The sequence below is a fragment of the Pseudomonas sp. GL-RE-26 genome, assembly GCF_019956275.1.
In the GTDB taxonomy this organism is placed as follows: Bacteria; Pseudomonadota; Gammaproteobacteria; order Pseudomonadales; family Pseudomonadaceae; genus Aquipseudomonas; species Aquipseudomonas grandcourensis.
Window position 1 is genome coordinate 160,964 of the sequence record NZ_JAHBDI010000004.1, and the last position, 18,136, is coordinate 179,099.

Consider the following 18,136-nt stretch of genomic DNA (forward strand, 5'->3'; position numbering starts at 1 on the left):
GGTTGGCGAACAGCCGGTCTGATCTCGCTGAAGACTTTGGCCAGCACCTTGGACTCGTACCCTGGGATGGCGATGGTTTTCTGCTCATCCCGCTAAACGGCTCAGCGGCCGTGATGAAACTTTTCAGCACTTCGAGTTGCTGGTCGGCTATCGGTGTGGACTATTTGAGTGACTGCCGATCCATTTCTTCGCTGTGACTTCTTAGGTATCAACCCAGGCCCTCAACGCCCTCAACGCGAATGCCAGTCACATCTACTTAACCTTAATTTCAATCTTCCATCGTCCCGGATACCGTTTTCCCTTAGAACCACACACGCATAGGGCATTTAACTCAATGCACGGAAGAACTAGAAATATATAAAAACATGAATAGATATTTCTTACATTTGCAATTCGACAACACCTTAGAGGCAAGCTTAATTTACCGATCAGACCAACAACACAAAACGGCCAATAATGAAAAACGCATTAGTCATTCAACACCTGCACTTTGAAGACCTGGGCACAATTGAGCAACTACTGCTTCAACGAAACTACAACACCCAAATAATTGATGCTACTTCCGATGCACTTCACAGTGTTGACTCGGTAAAACCCGACCTGATGATTATTCTTGGTGGACCGATAGGTGCCTTTGATGAGAAAAAATTCCCATTTATAGAAAGCGAAATTGCGCTCATCAACAAACGTTTGCAAAGCAACAAAAAGACCTTGGGGGTATGCCTCGGCGCCCAGCTTATAGCGAGGATATTGGGAGCTTCAGTTTATCCAATGGGGCAACTGGAAATTGGCTTTTCCCCCCTCCGATTGAATGAACACGCACTCCACTCATGCCTTGAACCCTTGAATGACATACCTGTCTTGCACTGGCATGGAGACAAGTTTGACATCCCCAAAGGCGCTGCGCATTTAGCCAGCAGCGAACTCTGCGCCAACCAGGCATTTAGTGTCGGCAACAACATATTGGCTCTTCAGTTTCACCTGGAAATTGACTCTGACCGTATCGAGCAATGGTTGGTAGGCCATGCAGCCGAACTTAATACTGCATCCATTGACCCTCGTGATCTGCGCCAACAAGCATCCTTGCATGGAAGTCGTTTAAAAACAATTTCCCAAAAAGTAATTTCGAACTGGCTTGACCTGCCTGAAAAATAATACCCCAGGACTGACACTCAAAAAGGTAACCTACCGTGAACACACAAGTAACTCATACTTACTCGGTTGCGCAGATGCTCGAAAAACTTTCCGTGCTATGGAGCACGCGGGCCGCGGTAAACAACAAACAACCTCCTTTCTCGGAACTGGCGTTCGACCCCGGTAAAAATGACTTCTGCGAGAGCCTGCTTCCGTTCAGAAATCATCCAGCATGGATCGAAGCCTCCCACGAAATTAAATCCACATGCCTGTCTTATGCATGGATAATCTACAATCTCAAAACAATTTACATCGAGTGCGACATCGTTACGCCTGCGTGCGAGGACATAATAAAAACTCCGCCAAGTGCTACCAGGAATCGCGCATTACTTCAGGAGTCCATTTCTGAAGCACTGCTTGATGAGGCGCTGCACACCAAAATGTCAGTTACCGCGTGCAACTACATTTATCACCATCGAGACCTCGCTTACCTGAATTTCACCGACTTCAATCTGATCAAGTGGAAGAACTGGGTTCTTTCATCCTGCTCTGCGGAATGGGAGCGCAGGCTTACTCGATTCGGGATCGCTTGCGCAAGTGAAACACTCATAACGGACTACCTAAAAACTTTGGCGGAAGATGGCTCCGTTCAAAGCATTTGCCACCAGGTCACCAAAACTCATGCGATGGATGAATGGAGCCATTCCAGTGTGTTCAGCTATGTAGCTGCAGATCTTATAACAACATTGTCAAACAGCGAAAAAGCGCATTTGAAAGCGGTCATAAAAAAAACCGTATCAATGTTTGCCAACAATGAAATGAACGCGTGGGAAATGGCATTTTCACATGCTCGTCTGCCTCGCTATTCAGACATCATCCAGGACACCGATTCGCTAGGCGAAGTCAAAGTTTATACTGACTCAGTCGATAATCTGTTGAGCAGAATAGGTCTCAACGAAATAAATTGACGGGACATCCAACTTCGTCTGAAAACCCAGAACCCATCAAAAAACGCAATCAACTCTTTATCATGTAGGGGGAAACCATGGAACGGTTTACGTTCTTGAGTTGCGAGAAAATATCCGATATCGCAACCAACACAAAGACCTACCTGCTACGCGTACCCGGCGCCATCACAAACGATGATTTTAAACCGGGGCGCTTTATTGTGATCAATCACCCCGACCAAAGTGGCACCTCACAGAAACGCAACTATTCGATCACAGCGCTGAAGGAAAACAACCTCATTGAAATAGCGGTAAAAAGTACCGGCAACAACGGCGTTTCGGACAACCTGCATTCCAACATAAATTCAGGATCACTACTTTGCTTGTCTAACGTTGGCGGAAATATCACATCAGATTGCATTTCGGCTTATCGCCATGTATTGATGTTGGCCGGAGGTATCGGCATCACTCTGCCGATTGCACTTATTCGTTGTTTGGCCAAACTCAAAAAAAACGGTGAGCCAACTCCAAAAGTAACGCTCCTGGTTAGTTCACCCACTATTGGCAGCATCCCTTTCCTTGCGGAACTCCTTGCTCTAAAGCTTGGATCAAACTGGTTTGATGTTCGTTTCTTTATTACCAAAGAGACAGTTAACACTCACTCGCATCACTTTTTTGGCGGACGCCTGAGTAAACGGGTCTTACTGGAATTACCCCCCGCAGACGCAGCAGTTATTTGTGGCAGCCATAACTTTGTCATTACCCAGCAGGCACTCGTCTCGGAGTTCAACTACAACATCCCTTTTTATATTGAGGCGTTTAGCAGTCCGGAACGCCCAGTACCGGAACCAGATCGCATCTCACAGACCACTGTATGCGCACGCTCAAATCAATTGGACTATCACTTCGAAATCAATGCTGAAACAACGCTGCTTGATGCATTGGAAGCCAACCAAGTGCCCATCCGCAGTCAGTGTCGATCGGGTATCTGCGGCAGTTGCAGAATCAAGGTAGTTTCCGGGTCATGTAAAAGAGCACCTGATTTTTCGCTCAGCACCGAGGAGCGGCAGTCGGGTTATGCTCTGGCCTGCTGCTCTTACGCCGAGGGTGATCGGCTCACAATTGAGGTCTAGTCCCTTACTTGGCAGGGCCGCGCAACAACGATAGTACTGACAATCGAGTAGGAGGCGGTTTCACAACCGCCGTCCTCTCACACCACCGTACGTACGGTTCCGTATACGGCGGTTCAGGCTATACGATTAAGCCGGTTTATCGTATCCAGTATTGAGACCAGCCCGAGTCGATCCCATAGCTTCTTCGGTAGCGTCTGATTCATATGTGACGCTCCCGAGTTCCACCATGGGCCTCGGCCATTGACCGCCGATTTCCACGCCCGCGCCTCGTCGATTCCCAAACGTATCAGGTTGCGCGCCCTCGTAGAGGGCCGCTTCCATTGACGCCATATGACGCAACGAAGTTTGTGACGCACCCAGCCATCAAGCTCCTCAAGTGGCCGCTTGCTCTGACTCAGCTTGAAGTAGCCAGCCCAACCACGCAGCACGGGAGTCATTTGCTCAACGATATATCTCATTGAGCGGCCCCGTATCCGACGCAAGAGTTCCCTGAGTCGGTCGCGCAGGCGGTGCAGGCTTATGCTCGCTACCCTCAGCTTCGGCTGTTTATGCCAGCTCATCCCATAACCCAAGTAATCACAGGCCCAAGGCCGTGCCACGCGGCTCTTTTCCCGATTCAGTGTCAGTTTCAGACGCTGAGTCAGGAAGCGCTCAACACTGGCCATGACCCGTTCGCCTGCACGATAACTGCGCACATAAATGTTCGCATCGTCGGCATAGCGCACGAAGCGATGGCCCCGCCGTTCCAGTTCGCGGTCGAGTTCGTTGAGCAGGATGTTCGACAGCAACGGCGAGAGCGGGCCGCCTTGCGGCGTCCCCTCCTGCCGTCGGCTGGCGATCCCGCCCGACATCACACCCGCTTCGAGGTACCGGCGGATCACTCTGAGCGCTCGCTTATCCACAACCTGACGCTCTATATGAGCCATCAACACGTCGTGGTTGACTCGATCAAAGAACTTCTCCAGATCGAGCTCCACGCACCAGCGGTAACCCGCCGCCACATGGGCGCGAGCTGTTTCGATGGCTTGGTGGGAGCTTCTGCCCGGACGAAAGCCGTAGCTGTAGTCCGAGAACAAGGGGTCGAAGATCGGCGTGAGCTGTTGCAGCAGAGCCTGTTGGATCAGGCGATCCACGACGCTGGGGATACCCAGCTGACGGGTTCCGCCTTTGGGTTTGGGGATGTCGATGGCGCGTACACCTTGAGATGGTACTCGCCGGCCAGCAACCGAGCCTTGAGGGTCGGCCAATACTGTTTCACGTAGCCGGCCAATTCGTCGACCGTCATGCCATCGGCACCCGGCGCACCCTTGTTGCTGACCACGCTTTGATACGCACGCTTGAGGTTGGCGGGTGCAAGCACCCGCTCCATCAGCATGTCCGGCTCCGCGTTCGTCCACGCCACAGACGCCGCCGATGTCTGCGCACTGACAACCGCAAGCCCAGGATTCTGTCCAGGACTTGGGGTTACAGTTCTCTTGTGGAGAAATTTCTGCATTTCGGTATTCAACGAGACTCTGGCGCCTACTGGCGGCATAACCTGTTCGGCCCTTGGTGACGGAGTTACTCGTCACTTACTACGGCTTCGGCTGACTTCTGCACGTTCATCCCGTCGCCTCTCGACGCTCGGTAGCACACTGGCAAACATGCAGATCTCCCAGGGTAATTCGCGCGACCTTCCTGCTTATGCCTGTCGGATTTACGTCGTAGCATTCCGTGCAAGTATTGGGCTTTAGTGAGCATTGCCACCTGACCCCGCTACGCCGCCTGATCCGCTTCCTGTTCGTCAGGCCAGCATTTTGCCTCGGGCTTCCTTCAGATTCGCAGTCACCCGCGACACCCTTGCCTCTGGCTAACACTTCCCCTTGCCGGGTGTGTAGAGGACTTTCACCTCCAAGTCACCAGCATGGCCACCACAGCCAAACTGATTGCGCTTACGCGCAACGCGCCATGCCTGGCGCACAACAAAAACGGCACCTTTCGGTGCCGTTAGCGTTTCACATTACAGACGATTATTTACGCGCCGCCTCCCAAGACTTCAGCAGTTCGTTATAGCTCACGGTCTCGCCCTTAGGCTTCTCGTTCGCCAGTTTCGGCTTCGGTGCGCCCGGCTGATCAAACCAGTATTGCGCGTCGCGTTCCGGGTTCATTTTCGGCGCGCAGGTGGCTTGCGCCTTCGAGCGTTCCAGACGGCTCATGATTGCGTCCTGATCCTTGGCCAGGCCGTCCAGTGCCTCTTGCGGGGTTTTCTCGCCGCTGGCGGCTTCGGCGATGTGGCTCCACCACAACTGCGCCAGGCGAGGATAATCCGGCACGTTGGTCCCGGTCGGGGTCCATTGCACGCGGGCCGGGCTGCGGTAGAACTCCACCAGGCCACCGAGTTTCGGCGCCAGGTCGGTCATGGCCTGCGAGTTGATGTCAGACTCGCGGATCGGGGTCAGGCCGACGATGGTTTTCTTCAACGACACGGTTTTCGAAGTCACGAACTGCGCATACAGCCAGGCCGCGAGTTTCTGTTTCTCAGGCGTGGATTTCATGAAGGTCCAGGAACCCACGTCCTGATAGCCCAGCTTCATGCCCTCTTCCCAGTACGGTCCGCGCGGCGACGGCGCCATGCGCCATTTCGGCGTGCCGTCGGCGTTCATCACCGCCAGCCCCGGTTTGGTCATGTCGGCGGTGAACGCGGTGTACCAGAAGATCTGCTGGGCGATGTTGCCCTGGGACGGTACGGGGCCGGATTCGGAGAAGGTCATGCCCGCCGCTTCCGGTGGCGCGTACTTCTTCATCCAGTCCACATACTTGGTGGTGGCGAACACCGCCGCCGGGCCGTTGGTGTCGCCGCCGCGGGTCACGCTGGAACCCACCGGATGGCAATCCTCGACGCGGATACCCCACTCGTCCACCGGCAAACCGTTGGGCAGCCCCTTGTCGCCACCACCGGCCATGGAGAACCAGGCATCGGTGAAGCGCCAGCCCAGGGACGGGTCTTTCTTGCCGTAGTCCATGTGCCCGTAGACACGCTTGCCGTCGACTTCCTTGACGTCTTCGCTGAAGAATTTGGCGATGTCTTCATAGGCCGACCAGTTCACCGGTACGCCCAACTCGTAGCCGTACTTTTCCTTGAACTTGGCTTTGAGGTCCGCACGCTCGAACCAGTCGGCGCGGAACCAGTACAGGTTGGCGAACTGCTGGTCGGGCAATTGATAGATCTTGCCGTCCGGCGCGGTGGTGAAGGAGATGCCGATGAAGTCCTTGATGTCGAGGGTTGGCGAAGTGAAGTTCTTGCCCTCGTTGGCCATCAGGTCGGTGATCGATTCGGTCTTGCCGTAGCGGAAGTGCGTACCGATCAGGTCCGAGTCGTTGACCCAGCCGTCATAGATGTTCTTGTCCGATTGCATCTGGGTCTGCAGCTTTTCCACCACGTCGCCTTCCTGCAGCAGGTCGTGGGTCAGCTTGATCCCGGTGATATCGGTGAAGGCCTTGGCCAGTACCTTGGATTCGTACTCGTGGGTGGCGATGGTTTCCGACACCACTTTGATGCTCATCCCGCGAAACGGCTCAGCCGCCTTGATGAACCACTTCAGCTCTTCGAGTTGCTGATCGGCCGTCAGGGTGGATGGCTTGAATTCACTGCCGATCCATTTCTTCGCCGCGTCTTCATAGGCATCGGCCCAGGCAGACGCGCTCAAACCGCTGAGTGCCAGCATGGCTGCCAATGAAATGCTATGTCGCAGCTTATTGTTTTTGTCGAACATAGAGACCTCCTGTTTAAGTTTCGGAGCAACATTGCCGAGCGATTCGACTAGCCCCAACGCATCACAGCCAACAGCCACACCAGGGACATCGCGAAGGCGACCCAGATGCTCCAGTCGGTGACGCCGATTACCAGCAAATGCAGGTAGGCGCTGCCGAGAAGACCGATGAACAAGCGATCGCCACGGGTGGTGGCAATCGGTAGAAAACCTCGCCGAAGCACGCTCGGCGAACGCAATTCCCAGGTGGTCATGCCCACCAGGATCAAGCCGATGACACCAAAAAATGCCGCCGTGGGGACTGTCCAACTCATCCATTCCATCATCAGTTCCTCATACCCGGCCCAGGGCAAAGCCCTTGGCCACGTGGTTGCGAACAAACCAGATCACCAGCATCCCCGGCAGGATGGTCAACACCCCCGCCGCCGCCAGCACGCCCCAGTCGATACCGGATGCCGAGACAGTGCGGGTCATCACCGCTGCAATCGGCTTGGCGTTCACCGAAGTGAGGGTTCGCGCCAGCAGCAGTTCGACCCAGGAAAACATGAAGCAGAAGAACGCCGTGACACCGATGCCGGAGCCGATCAGCGGGATGAAAATCTTCACGAAGAACTTGGGAAAGCTGTAGCCATCGATGTAGGCGGTTTCGTCGATTTCCTTGGGCACGCCGGACATGAAGCCTTCGAGAATCCACACCGCCAGCGGCACGTTGAACAGGCAGTGGGCCAGGGCCACGGCGATGTGGGTATCGAACAAGCCGATCGAGGAATACAACTGGAAGAACGGCAACAGGAACACCGCCGGTGGCGCCATGCGGTTGGTCAGCAGCCAGAAGAACAGGTGCTTGTCGCCGAGGAAGCGATAACGCGAAAACGCATAGGCCGCCGGCAGCGCCACGCTCAGGGAAATCACCGTGTTCAGGCTCACGTAGTACAGCGAGTTGAGGTAACCGGTGTACCAGCTCGGGTCGGTGAAGATCACCTTGTAGTTGTGGAAGGTGAAATCCTGGGGAAACAACGTCAGGCCGCCGAGGATTTCGCTGTTGCTCTTGAACGACATGTTCAGCAGCCAGTAGATCGGCACCAGCAGGAACAGGATGTAGAGCAGCAGTGGAACAAGCTTTCTCTTGCTCATGGCGGGCCTCAGCGGTTGGCGTCGGAGTGAGTCATGGCGGTGTAGAACAGCCAGGACACCAACAGGATGATCAGGAAGTACACCAGCGAAAATGCCGCCGCCGGCCCCAGGTCGAACTGCCCGATCGCCATTTGCGTCAGGGTCTGGCTCAAGAAAGTCGTGGAATTGCCCGGACCGCCGCCCGTGAGCACGAACGGCTCGGTGTAGATCATGAAGCTGTCCATGAAGCGCAGCATCACGGCGATCAGCAGCACACTCTTGAGCTTGGGCAACTGGATATGCCGGAACACCGCCCAGGCCGAAGCACGGTCGATCCGCGCCGCCTGGTAATACACATCCGGAATCGCCCGCAATCCGGAGAAGCACAGCAGCGCCACCAGCGAGGTCCAGTGCCAGACATCCATCACCAGCACGGTGACCCAGGCGTCCATGGTGTTCGCCGCATAGTTGTAGCTGATGCCCATGGCCTTGAGGCTCGCCCCCAGTAGACCGATGTCGGCGCGGCCGAAGATCTGCCAGATGGTGCCGACCACGTTCCACGGGATCAGCAACGGAATCGCCAGGATGATCAGCACCACCGACGACCAGCGGCCCTTGGTCGGCATGGTCAGGGCAATCGCAATCCCCAGGGGGATTTCGATCAGCAGCACGCAGGCCGAGTAGATGAACTGGCGCAGCAACGAGTCGTGCAGGCGTGGATCGAGCAGCACCTGCTTGTACCAGTCGGCGCCGACGAAGTAGCGGCTGGACTGGTCGAAGATGTCCTGCACGGAATAGTTGACCACGGTCATCATCGGGATCACCGCACTGAACGCCACCAGCAGGAACACCGGCATCACCAGCCACCAGGCCTTGTTGTTCTGCACCTTGTTCATGGCTGCGCCTCTTGGTTGGCATTGGCTTCGAGCAGGAATTCATCGGCGTAGACCATCAACCACTGCGCCGGAAAGCTGATGTAGGCCGCGCCTTGCGGCACCGGTTTGTCTTCGGCCAGGCGCACTTTCAGGGGCACGCCATCGAGGTCGAGGCTCATGATCTTGTAGGTACCCAGGTCCTCGACGTGTACGACCTTTGCCCGCAGCGCGTCATCAAAGGCTTCGTCCCACACATGGACGAACTCCGGACGAATACCGACCTTCAGGGTTTTCCACTCCGATTCAGCAATACGCTGCTGCATCGCCTCCGACAGCGGCAGGTGCGTCGAGGTGAAACCGACACCGCCCGGTTGCGGCTGCACCTCGATCAGGTTCATCCCGGGGCTGCCGATGAAGTAGCCGACAAAGGTGTGGCTCGGGCGCTCGAACAATTCCCTTGGCGTGCCGAACTGCACGATCTGCCCGCCGTACATCACCGCAATCTTGTCGGCGAAGGTCGAGGCCTCCAGCTGATCGTGGGTGACGTAGACCATGGTGATGTTGAACTGCTCGTGGATCTGCTTGAGCTTGCGCCGCAGTTTCCACTTCAGGTGCGGGTCGATCACGGTCAGCGGCTCGTCGAAGAGGATCGCCGATACGTCGTCGCGCACCAGCCCGCGGCCCATGGAGACTTTCTGTTTTTCGTCGGCGGTGAGGTTGCGCGCCTTTTTGCTCAGCAGGTTCTGCAGGTCAAGGACTTCGGCGATTTCCTGCACCTTGCTATGGACCCGGGCCTCGGCCATGCCCTGATTGCGCAGCGGGAAGGCCAGGTTATCGAACACCGTCATGGTGTCGTAGACCACCGGAAACTGGAAAACCTGGGCGATGTTGCGCTTTTCCGGGGTCAGATTGTTGACCGCTTTGCCGTCGAACAGCACATGGCCCTGGGACGGGCTGAGCAGCCCGGAAATGATGTTGAGCAAGGTTGATTTGCCGCAGCCCGAAGGACCGAGCAAGGCATAGGCGCCGCCCTGCTCCCAGATGTGGTCCATCTCGCGGATCGCGTAGTCCTCAGGTCCCACCGGGGTCTTGGTGTAGCTGTGAGCGAGGTTCTGCAAACGGATTTCGGCCATCAGGCAACCCTCGTGACACGCCGGCCAGGCGCCTGGACCAGCCGCCCCTGCGTATCGAACACAAACAGTTTATGGGTCGGGATGTAGATGCGGATCGGCGCATCGACGTCGTATTCGTGGACACCCGGCAAGTGCAGCACCAGCAGGAAGTGCTCGTTGCGCACGTGCAGGAAGGTTTCCGAGCCGCTGATTTCCGCGACTTCGACAGTCACCGCCAATTCGAGGTCATCGTCGTTGCTCGGCACCAGCGAGATATGGCTGGGTCGCACGCCGAAACGGAACTCGCCCTCGCCCACCGGGCGCAGATCGACGTTCAGCGGGAAGTGCACGAAGTTGGCGAAACTCACCTCGTTGCCGGCAATGCGTCCCGGCATCAGGTTGATCGGCGGCTCGGAGAACAGCTCCGCCGCCAGCACCGTTTGCGGCTGGTGATAGACCGAGGCGGACTGGCCGCTCTGGATCACCCTGCCTTCGTGAAGAATGGTGGTGGTGCCGCCCAGGGCCAGGGCCTCGTTGGGTTCGGTGGTGGCGTAGATCGCAATGGTATGGCGCGCCTTGAACAGCTCGCGCATTTCCTGGCGCAGTTCTTCGCGCAACTTGTAGTCGAGGTTGACCAGAGGCTCATCGAACAGGATCAGCTCGGCGTCCTTGACCAGCGCCCGGGCCATGGCCGTACGTTGTTGCTGACCGCCGGAAAGCTCCAGCGGATAGCGCTTGAGAAACTTGTCGATGCGCAGCATCTTCGCGGTTTCCAGCACCTTGCTCTGGATCACTTCGCTGGATACACCGGCCTGGCGCAGCGGCGAGGCGATGTTGTCGAACACCGTCATGGTCGGATAGTTGATGAACTGCTGATAGACCATCGACACATTGCGCAAGCGCACGGGGCGTTGGGTGACGTCGACGCCGTTCATCAGGACGCGGCCGCTGTCGGGCTTGTCCAGACCGGCCATCAGGCGCATCAGGCTGGTCTTGCCGGACAAGGTGCGCCCCAGCAAAACGTTGAAGGAACCGGGTTCAAAACTCAGGTTGGCATCGTCGATCCAGGTCTGGCCCTCGACGGTGCGGCTGACGTGTTCCAAGGTGAGTGACATGGCTCGGCCTTTTTATTATTGGAGTCAAGCGACCGGAGCTCTAAAGCGACATCCGTGCCAAAAATATCAAGCTGTTGATTCAGCTAGAAATTCCCGAACAAGACGGCAAAAACGCGTTCGTTGCTGAACACAAATGAACAATCGGAAATGAACAATTGAACAGTTCACCCATTGACAGTGAACAATAGTGAACAACACTCTACGGACTGTTCACGGCCCTCGTAGGATCTGCCGGGATCGGCACTACCCCATAACAACAATAAAAGCTTGTTCAGAGATCGACTGCCATGGCCGCACCCGCATCGCCGTTGCCCCACGACGCCATCATCCAGGACTCCTGGTCCCGTTGCCGCGCGTTCGGCCTCAGTCACCAGAGCACGCCGGCATTCGACCAACTGCCGGCCGCGGGCATCGCGCAACTGCTGGAGAGCCAGCATTCACTGGTGCAAACCACCCATCAGGAAGTGCTGCCCTATTACGAGAACATTCTGAGCAACTCCAATTGCCTGATCATGCTCGCCGACCACCAGGGCCAGGTGCTTACGTCGTGGGGCACCCAGCGCTTTATCGAACCGAAACTGGCCCGGGGTTTCAGCGCTGGCGCCAGCTGGATGGAGCGCTGCACCGGCACCAACGCCATCGGCACCGCCCTGGCCTGTGAACAAGCGGTGCACATCGAGCACGATGAACACTATCTCAAGGCCAACCGCTTCATGACCGGTTCCGCCGCGCCGATTTTCGATGCCGAACGCAAAGTCATCGCGGTGCTGGACGTGTCCAGCGACAGCTACCTGCCGCCCTCCCACACCCTGGGCATGGTCAAGATGATGAGCCAGACCGTGGAAAACCGGCTGATCCTCAACCTGTTCCATGGCCAGCATTTCCAGCTGACGTTCAACACCGGGCTGAACAACCTCGACAGCCAATGGGCAGGGTTACTGATTTTCGATGAGACCGGACAGGTGTTGTCGGCCAATCGCCGGGCCGACAATCTGCTGGGCATCAGCCTGTCGCGGGTCAATGTCGAAAGCCTGTTCAAGGTCTCGCTGCTGGAGTTGCTGAACCAGCCAGAAGGCCTGCCCTTCGCCCTGCAAACCTCGGGGCGCAACCGCTTTCAGTGTCTGTTGAAGCGGCCGAAACAGGCATTGATTCAACCCCGAGTGTTCACCGAGCCGGTTGTAGCTGCACCCGCGGCCATCAGCCTCAACTCCCTGCATTTCGGCGACAGTCGCGTGGAAAAGGCCGTGCGTCAGGCCGAGCGCTTGCTGGAAAAAGACATTCCCTTACTGATTCACGGTGAAACCGGGGTCGGCAAGGAAGTGTTCGTCAAGGCCCTGCACCAGGCCAGCTCACGCAGCAAACAAGCGTTCATCGCCGTCAACTGTGCAGCGATTCCCGCCGAACTGGTGGAATCCGAGTTGTTCGGTTATGAGAAAGGCGCGTTCACCGGCGCCAACCAGAAAGGCAGCATCGGGCTGATCCGCAAGGCCGACAAAGGCACGCTGTTCCTCGATGAAATCGGTGACATGCCGCTGCCGACCCAGGCGCGCCTGTTGCGGGTGTTGCAGGAGCGTTGCGTGCAGCCGGTGGGCAGCAGCGAATTGTTCCCTGTGGACCTGCGCATCATTTCCGCGACCAATCGCTCGTTGCGCGAACAGGTACAACTTGGGCGCTTTCGTGAGGACCTGTACTACCGCATCGGCGGCCTGACCCTGGAACTGCCGCCGTTAAGAGAACGCAGCGATAAAGAGGCGCTGTTCAAACGCCTGTGGGAGCAGCATCGCGAACCAAGCCAATGGGCTGGACTGAGCCGCGAGGTGTTGGAGCTGTTCGACCGCCACCCGTGGCCGGGGAATTTGCGCCAGGTCAGCAGTGTGATGCGGGTGGCATTGGCGATGGCCGAGGAACAGCCGATAAGGCCGGAACATTTGCCGGATGATTTTTTTGTCGACCTGGAAATGGAGCCGGTCGATTCACCGGAACCATTGGCCGTGGATCTGAATGATGCCGAGGATTTGAACCGGCAGTTGCAGGCGGCAGGGGGGAATATTTCGTATCTGGCGCGCAGGCTTGGGGTAAGCCGTAATACCCTCTACAAGCGATTGCGTCAGACTGAATGACGAGTGAATCGCACCGATAGCATTCGGCTTGAGACCATCGCGAGCAGGCTCGCTCCTACAGGGGGATCTATGTTGCTCACAAAACTCAAACCTGGCGAAAATCCAATGTAGGAGCGAGCCTGCTCGCGATGGCGTCAGCTCAGGCACCTCAAAAACAACAGCCATCCCATAAACAAAAACCCGCACTTGGCGGGTTTTGTTTTACAGCGGATCAAGCAATCAGTCAGCCAGACGCCAGGTCGTGCCGCCCTTGCCGTCTTCCAGCACCACGCCCATGGCGGTGAGCTGGTCGCGGATGCGGTCGGATTCGGCCCAGTCCTTGCCGGCACGTGCCGCCAGACGCGCTGCAATCAGCGCCTCGACTTCGGCTGCATCCACACGCCCTTCGGCGCCGGCTTGCAGGAAGTCATCAGCCTCAAGCTGCAACACACCCAGCACGCTGGCCAGTTCTTTCAAACGGGCTGCCAGACCGGCCGCTGCGTTCAGATCGCTCTCGCGCAGGCGGTTGATCTCGCGGACCATCTCGAACAACACCGCGCAGGCTTCCGGCGTGCCGAAGTCGTCGTTCATCACCTGGGTGAAACGCTCGACGAAGGCTTCGCCGCCCGCAGGCGCCACGTTCGGCAGGCCTTTCAACGCATGGTAGAAACGCTCCAGGGCACCCTTGGCGTCCTTGAGGTTGTCTTCCGAGTAGTTGATGGCGCTGCGGTAGTGACTCGACACCAGCAGGTAACGCACGACTTCCGGGTGGTACTTGTCGAGCACGTCGCGAATGGTGAAGAAGTTGTTCAAGGACTTGGACATCTTCTCGCCATTGATACGGATCATGCCGCAATGCATCCACGCGTTGGCGTAGGTCTTGCCGGTGGCCGCTTCGCTCTGGGCGATTTCGTTTTCGTGGTGCGGGAACTCAAGGTCGCTGCCGCCGCCATGAATGTCGAAAGTCTCTCCCAGGCAGCAGGTGGACATTACCGAGCACTCGATGTGCCACCCCGGACGCCCGGCGCCCCACGGCGACTCCCAGCTCGGCTCGCCCGGCTTGGCGGCTTTCCACAGTACGAAGTCCAGCGGGTCCTGCTTGGACTCGTCGACTTCGATCCGCGCGCCGATGCGCAGGTCTTCGATCTTCTTGCGCGACAGCTTGCCGTAGCCCATGAACTTGCCGACGCGGTAGTACACGTCGCCATTGCCCGGGGCGTAGGCGTAGCCCTTGTCGATCAGGGTCTGGATCATCGCGTGCATGCCCGGGATGTGATCCGTGGCGCGCGGCTCCATGTCCGGCTTCTTGATGTTCAGGCGCGCTTCATCTTCGTGCATCGCCGCGATCATGCGCTCGGTCAACGCTTCAAACGACTCGCCGTTCTCGCGGGCACGGTTGATGATCTTGTCGTCGATGTCGGTGATGTTGCGCACGTAGGTCAGGTCGTAGCCGCTGAAGCGCAACCAGCGCGTCACCAGGTCGAACGCGACCATGCTGCGGCCGTGGCCCAGGTGGCAGTAGTCGTACACGGTCATGCCGCACACGTACATGCGCACCTTGTTGCCATCGAGCGGCTTGAAGACTTCTTTGCTCTTGGTGAGCGTGTTGTAGATCGTAAGCACGTTAATTCCTTGACGCTAAATCACTGGCCCCACGAATCACGCAGGGTCACGGTACGATTGAATACCGGCTGACCTGGTTTCGAGTCCTTGAGATCGGCGACGAAGTAACCTTCGCGCTCGAACTGGAAACGGTCTTCCGGCTGTGCATTGCCCAGCGAAGGCTCGGCACGACAACCGGTGAGTACCTGCAGCGAATCAGGGTTGATGTTGTCCAGGAAACTGGCGCTGTCTTCGGCCTTCTCAGGGTTGGCCGAACGGAACAGACGATCGTACAGACGCACTTCGCACTCGACGCTGGCGGCTGCCGGCACCCAGTGCACCACGCCTTTGACCTTGCGGCCTTCAGGGTTCTTGCCCAGGGTGTCCGGATCGTACGAGCAGCGCAGTTCGACGATGTTGCCATCGGCGTCCTTGATCGCTTCGTCGGCGCGGATCACGTAGCTGCCACGCAGACGCACTTCACCGGCCGGTTCCAGGCGCTTGTAGCCCTTCGGCGGCTCTTCCATGAAGTCATCACGGTCGATGTAGATTTCCCGGGCGAACGGCAACGCGCGCATGCCCATGTCTTCTTTCGGGTGGCACGGCAGTTCGAGGTTCTCGACCTGGCCTTCCGGGTAGTTGGTGATCACGACTTTCAGCGGACGCAGCACGCACATGGCGCGCGGGGCGCTGTGGTCGAGGTCGTCACGAATGCTGAATTCGAGCATGCCGAAGTCGACCACGCCGTCGGAACGGTTGGTGCCGATCATTTCGCAGAAGTTGCGGATCGATTTCGGCGTGTAGCCACGGCGACGGAAACCCGACAGCGTGGACATGCGCGGGTCGTCCCAGCCGTTGACGTGCTTTTCATCGACCAGTTGCTTGAGCTTGCGCTTGCTGGTGATCGTGTAGTTCAGGTTCAGGCGGCTGAACTCGTACTGGCGCGGGTTGGCCGGCACCGGCAAGTGCTCGAGGAACCACTCGTACAGCGGACGGTGGCTTTCGAACTCCAGGGTGCAGATCGAATGGGTGATGCCTTCGATGGCGTCCGACTGACCGTGGGTGAAGTCGTAGTTCGGGTAGATGCACCACTTGTCACCGGTCTGGTGGTGGTGAGCGTGACGAATGCGATACATGATCGGGTCGCGCAGGTTCATGTTCGGCGAGGCCATGTCGATCTTGGCCCGCAGCACCCGTGCGCCGTCCTTGAACTCGCCGGCTTTCATGCGGGCGAACAGGTCCAGGTTCTCTTCGACGCTGCGGTCGCGGAACGGGCTGTTCTTGCCCGGCTCGGTCAGGCTGCCACGGTATTCCTTGGCTTGCTCAGGGGTCAGGTCGTCGACGTAGGCATTGCCGGATTTGATCAGTTCCACTGCCCAGTCATGCAACTGGTCGAAATACTGCGAGGCGTAGCGCACTTCACCGGACCACTCGAAGCCCAGCCATTTGACGTCGCTTTCGATCGCGTCGATGTATTCCTGATCTTCCTTGGCCGGGTTGGTGTCGTCGAAACGCAGGTGCGTGACGCCGCCGAACTCCTGGGCCAGGCCGAAGTTCACGCAGATCGCTTTGGCGTGGCCGATGTGCAGGTAGCCGTTGGGTTCAGGCGGGAAACGGGTGACGATCTGCGTGTGCTTGCCCGAGTCCAGGTCTGCCTGGATGATCGGCCGCAGGAAGTTGACCGGCACGGCAGGGCCGGTCTTGGCATTCGAGGTAGGGTCGACAGTGGGCTTGCTCATAGGATCCTTGAACGTACAAGTGCGTGGCCGTAATGAAGGCCGGACAAAACAAAGCCGCTATCATAGCCGATGCCGTCAAGTACCTGACAGAGCGCACTCTGTAAACCGTCGCATTTAATAGGCCGTAAATGAAAAAACAGCCTCGAAATTCGCGTCTGGCACGCTAAACTGCGCACCTTGGCCAAAAAGGCTGAACCGGTGGCGGGACGCGATGCTCCAACACCACGAATTCCTTAGATATGCTTCATCTCAAAAGAGTACCGATCATGACCCAAGTCAAACTGACGACCAACCATGGCGACATCGTCCTCGAACTGAACGCCGACAAAGCCCCGATCACCGTGGCCAACTTCGTCGAGTACGTTAAAGCCGGTCACTACGAAAACACCGTTTTCCACCGTGTCATCGGTAACTTCATGATCCAGGGCGGCGGTTTCGAACCAGGCATGAAAGAAAAGAAAGACAAGCGCCCAAGCATCCAGAACGAAGCTGACAACGGTCTTTCCAACGACAAGTACACCGTCGCCATGGCCCGCACCATGGAGCCGCATTCGGCTTCCGCACAGTTCTTCATCAACGTGGCCGACAACAGCTTCCTGAACCACAGCGGCAAGAACGTTCAGGGCTGGGGCTACGCGGTATTCGGTAAAGTGACCGCAGGCACCGACGTTGTCGACAAGATCAAAGGCGTGGCCACCACCTCCAAGTCCGGCCACCAGGACGTACCAGCAGACGACGTGATCATCGAGAAAGCCGAGATCATTGAGTGATACTGCTGATTTCAGATTTACATCTGATCGATGCGCGCCCGGACATTACCCGGGCGTTTCTGGATTTGCTCGCCGGACGCGCCCGCTCGGCGAGTGCGTTGTACATTCTGGGCGACTTCTTCGAGGTGTGGATTGGCGACGACGCCATGACACCCTTCCAGCGCTCTATCTGCCAGGCCCTGCGCGAGTTAAGCGACAGCGGCACGGCCATTTTTCTGATGCACGGCAATCGCGACTTCATGCTCGGCAAGGCGTTCTGCAAAGAAGCCGGCTGTACCCTGCTGAAGGATCCGAGTGTCGTGCAGCTCAACGGCGAGCCGGTGCTGCTGATGCACGGCGACAGCCTGTGCACCCGCGACGAAGCCTATATGAAGCTGCGTCGCTATCTGCGCAACCCGATCACCCTGTTCATCCTGCGGCATCTGCCGCTGCGCACCCGGCACAAGCTGGCGCGCAAACTGCGCAGTGAAAGCCGTGCGCAAACGCGGATGAAGGCCAATGACATTGTCGATGTTACGCCTGAGGAGATTCCGCGGATCATGCAGGCATTCGGCGTGAAGACCTTGATCCACGGGCACACCCACCGTCCCGCGATTCACAAGTTGCAGCTTGGCGAGCAAGCAGCCAGGCGTACATAATGTCCACGGTGGACTACTTTACCTTGCTGGGGTGGATGTTCATCGGGCTGATATTGATCGTGTGGCTGGCCAAGCCGCCGTTTACGGCGAAGGCTGGGCCTGCGGCTTCC

Annotated in this window: 14 protein-coding genes and 3 pseudogenes; 7 read left to right on the plus strand and 10 right to left on the minus strand. The window is 57.4% G+C overall.

Going from position 1 to position 18,136, the window contains the following annotated elements:
- Positions 1–20: 20 nt before the first annotated feature.
- Positions 21–201, minus strand: a pseudogene (locus KGB07_RS29560) (carbohydrate ABC transporter substrate-binding protein); the annotation flags it as partial.
- Between the two features lie 255 nt (positions 202–456).
- Between KGB07_RS29560 and KGB07_RS03400 the strand changes: the two are divergent.
- From KGB07_RS03400 to KGB07_RS03410, 3 genes are all read left to right on the plus strand, one after another.
- Entirely contained in the window at positions 457–1,155 is a 699-nt protein-coding gene (locus KGB07_RS03400; RefSeq protein ID WP_046037831.1) for a glutamine amidotransferase, read from the plus strand.
- Between the two features lie 35 nt (positions 1,156–1,190).
- Positions 1,191–2,102: a diiron oxygenase gene (locus KGB07_RS03405; protein WP_046037830.1), complete on the plus strand. Its 912-nt coding sequence runs from the start codon at positions 1,191–1,193 to the stop codon at positions 2,100–2,102.
- 77 nt (positions 2,103–2,179) lie between these two features.
- On the plus strand, positions 2,180–3,214 hold the full coding sequence (locus tag KGB07_RS03410) for a 2Fe-2S iron-sulfur cluster-binding protein (protein WP_223464546.1): 1,035 nt from the start codon (positions 2,180–2,182) through the stop codon (positions 3,212–3,214).
- Between the two features lie 113 nt (positions 3,215–3,327).
- On the opposite strand, the gene ltrA is transcribed toward KGB07_RS03410, so the two are convergent.
- The 7 genes from ltrA to KGB07_RS03445 all read right to left on the minus strand — a co-directional run bounded on the left by ltrA (position 3,328) and on the right by KGB07_RS03445 (position 11,178).
- The gene (gene ltrA, locus KGB07_RS03415; RefSeq protein WP_317850403.1) at positions 3,328–4,785 is read right to left on the minus strand and encodes a group II intron reverse transcriptase/maturase; all 1,458 of its coding nucleotides are present in this window, start codon (positions 4,783–4,785) and stop codon (positions 3,328–3,330) included.
- 438 nt (positions 4,786–5,223) lie between these two features.
- Complete coding sequence (locus tag KGB07_RS03420) at positions 5,224–6,966, minus strand: ABC transporter substrate-binding protein (protein ID WP_223464553.1); 1,743 nt, start codon at positions 6,964–6,966, stop codon at positions 5,224–5,226.
- 47 nt (positions 6,967–7,013) lie between these two features.
- A complete protein-coding gene (locus tag KGB07_RS03425) occupies positions 7,014–7,286 on the minus strand; it encodes a DUF2160 domain-containing protein (protein WP_032829366.1) in 273 nt (90 codons plus the stop codon).
- 10 nt (positions 7,287–7,296) lie between these two features.
- Positions 7,297–8,097 carry a carbohydrate ABC transporter permease gene (locus KGB07_RS03430; protein WP_046037828.1) on the minus strand — a complete coding sequence of 267 codons (801 nt, stop codon included), beginning with the start codon at positions 8,095–8,097 and terminating at the stop codon, positions 7,297–7,299.
- An 8-nt stretch (positions 8,098–8,105) separates the two neighbouring features.
- A complete protein-coding gene (locus tag KGB07_RS03435) occupies positions 8,106–8,972 on the minus strand; it encodes a carbohydrate ABC transporter permease (protein WP_223464554.1) in 867 nt (288 codons plus the stop codon).
- Positions 8,969–10,084 carry an ABC transporter ATP-binding protein gene (locus KGB07_RS03440; RefSeq protein ID WP_223464556.1) on the minus strand — a complete coding sequence of 372 codons (1,116 nt, stop codon included), beginning with the start codon at positions 10,082–10,084 and terminating at the stop codon, positions 8,969–8,971. Before KGB07_RS03440 ends, KGB07_RS03435 begins: the two co-directional genes overlap by 4 nt.
- Complete coding sequence (locus KGB07_RS03445) at positions 10,084–11,178, minus strand: ABC transporter ATP-binding protein (protein WP_223464564.1); 1,095 nt, start codon at positions 11,176–11,178, stop codon at positions 10,084–10,086. Before KGB07_RS03445 ends, KGB07_RS03440 begins: the two co-directional genes overlap by 1 nt.
- A 287-nt stretch (positions 11,179–11,465) precedes the next feature.
- Here KGB07_RS03445 and KGB07_RS03450 point away from each other — a divergent pair, with 287 nt between their 5' ends.
- Positions 11,466–13,298, plus strand: coding sequence for a sigma-54-dependent Fis family transcriptional regulator (locus KGB07_RS03450; RefSeq protein WP_223464565.1), 1,833 nt, complete (start codon positions 11,466–11,468; stop codon positions 13,296–13,298).
- Between the two features lie 219 nt (positions 13,299–13,517).
- On the opposite strand, the gene cysS is transcribed toward KGB07_RS03450, so the two are convergent.
- Both cysS and KGB07_RS03460 read right to left on the minus strand, forming a co-directional pair.
- Positions 13,518–14,900 (minus strand): cysteine--tRNA ligase, encoded by a 1,383-nt coding sequence (cysS, locus tag KGB07_RS03455; RefSeq protein WP_046037823.1) that lies wholly within the window; start codon positions 14,898–14,900, stop codon positions 13,518–13,520.
- Positions 14,901–14,920: 20 nt separating this feature from the next.
- Entirely contained in the window at positions 14,921–16,618 is a 1,698-nt protein-coding gene (locus KGB07_RS03460; RefSeq protein WP_046037822.1) for a glutamine--tRNA ligase/YqeY domain fusion protein, read from the minus strand.
- Between the two features lie 266 nt (positions 16,619–16,884).
- Here KGB07_RS03460 and KGB07_RS03465 point away from each other — a divergent pair, with 266 nt between their 5' ends.
- The 3 genes and pseudogenes from KGB07_RS03465 to KGB07_RS29640 form a co-directional block, all read left to right on the plus strand.
- Entirely contained in the window at positions 16,885–17,388 is a 504-nt protein-coding gene (locus KGB07_RS03465; RefSeq protein ID WP_046037821.1) for a peptidylprolyl isomerase, read from the plus strand.
- Positions 17,385–18,020, plus strand: a pseudogene (lpxH, locus tag KGB07_RS03470) (UDP-2,3-diacylglucosamine diphosphatase); the annotation flags it as partial. The gene KGB07_RS03465 and the pseudogene lpxH, both read left to right, overlap by 4 nt.
- Positions 18,008–18,136, plus strand: a pseudogene (locus KGB07_RS29640) (hypothetical protein); the annotation flags it as partial. The pseudogenes lpxH and KGB07_RS29640, both read left to right, overlap by 13 nt.

Coding starts and splice junctions, on each gene's coding strand:
- KGB07_RS03400 (WP_046037831.1), top strand. CDS start 457: ATGAAAAACGCATTAGTCATTCAACACCTGCACTTTGAAGACCTGGGC.
- KGB07_RS03410 (WP_223464546.1), top strand. CDS start 2,180: ATGGAACGGTTTACGTTCTTGAGTTGCGAGAAAATATCCGATATCGCA.
- KGB07_RS03420 (WP_223464553.1), bottom strand. CDS start 6,966: ATGTTCGACAAAAACAATAAGCTGCGACATAGCATTTCATTGGCAGCC.
- KGB07_RS03425 (WP_032829366.1), bottom strand. CDS start 7,286: ATGGAATGGATGAGTTGGACAGTCCCCACGGCGGCATTTTTTGGTGTC.
- KGB07_RS03430 (WP_046037828.1), bottom strand. CDS start 8,097: ATGAGCAAGAGAAAGCTTGTTCCACTGCTGCTCTACATCCTGTTCCTG.
- KGB07_RS03435 (WP_223464554.1), bottom strand. CDS start 8,972: ATGAACAAGGTGCAGAACAACAAGGCCTGGTGGCTGGTGATGCCGGTG.
- KGB07_RS03440 (WP_223464556.1), bottom strand. CDS start 10,084: ATGGCCGAAATCCGTTTGCAGAACCTCGCTCACAGCTACACCAAGACC.
- KGB07_RS03445 (WP_223464564.1), bottom strand. CDS start 11,178: ATGTCACTCACCTTGGAACACGTCAGCCGCACCGTCGAGGGCCAGACC.
- KGB07_RS03450 (WP_223464565.1), top strand. CDS start 11,466: ATGGCCGCACCCGCATCGCCGTTGCCCCACGACGCCATCATCCAGGAC.
- KGB07_RS03460 (WP_046037822.1), bottom strand. CDS start 16,618: ATGAGCAAGCCCACTGTCGACCCTACCTCGAATGCCAAGACCGGCCCT.
- KGB07_RS03465 (WP_046037821.1), top strand. CDS start 16,885: ATGACCCAAGTCAAACTGACGACCAACCATGGCGACATCGTCCTCGAA.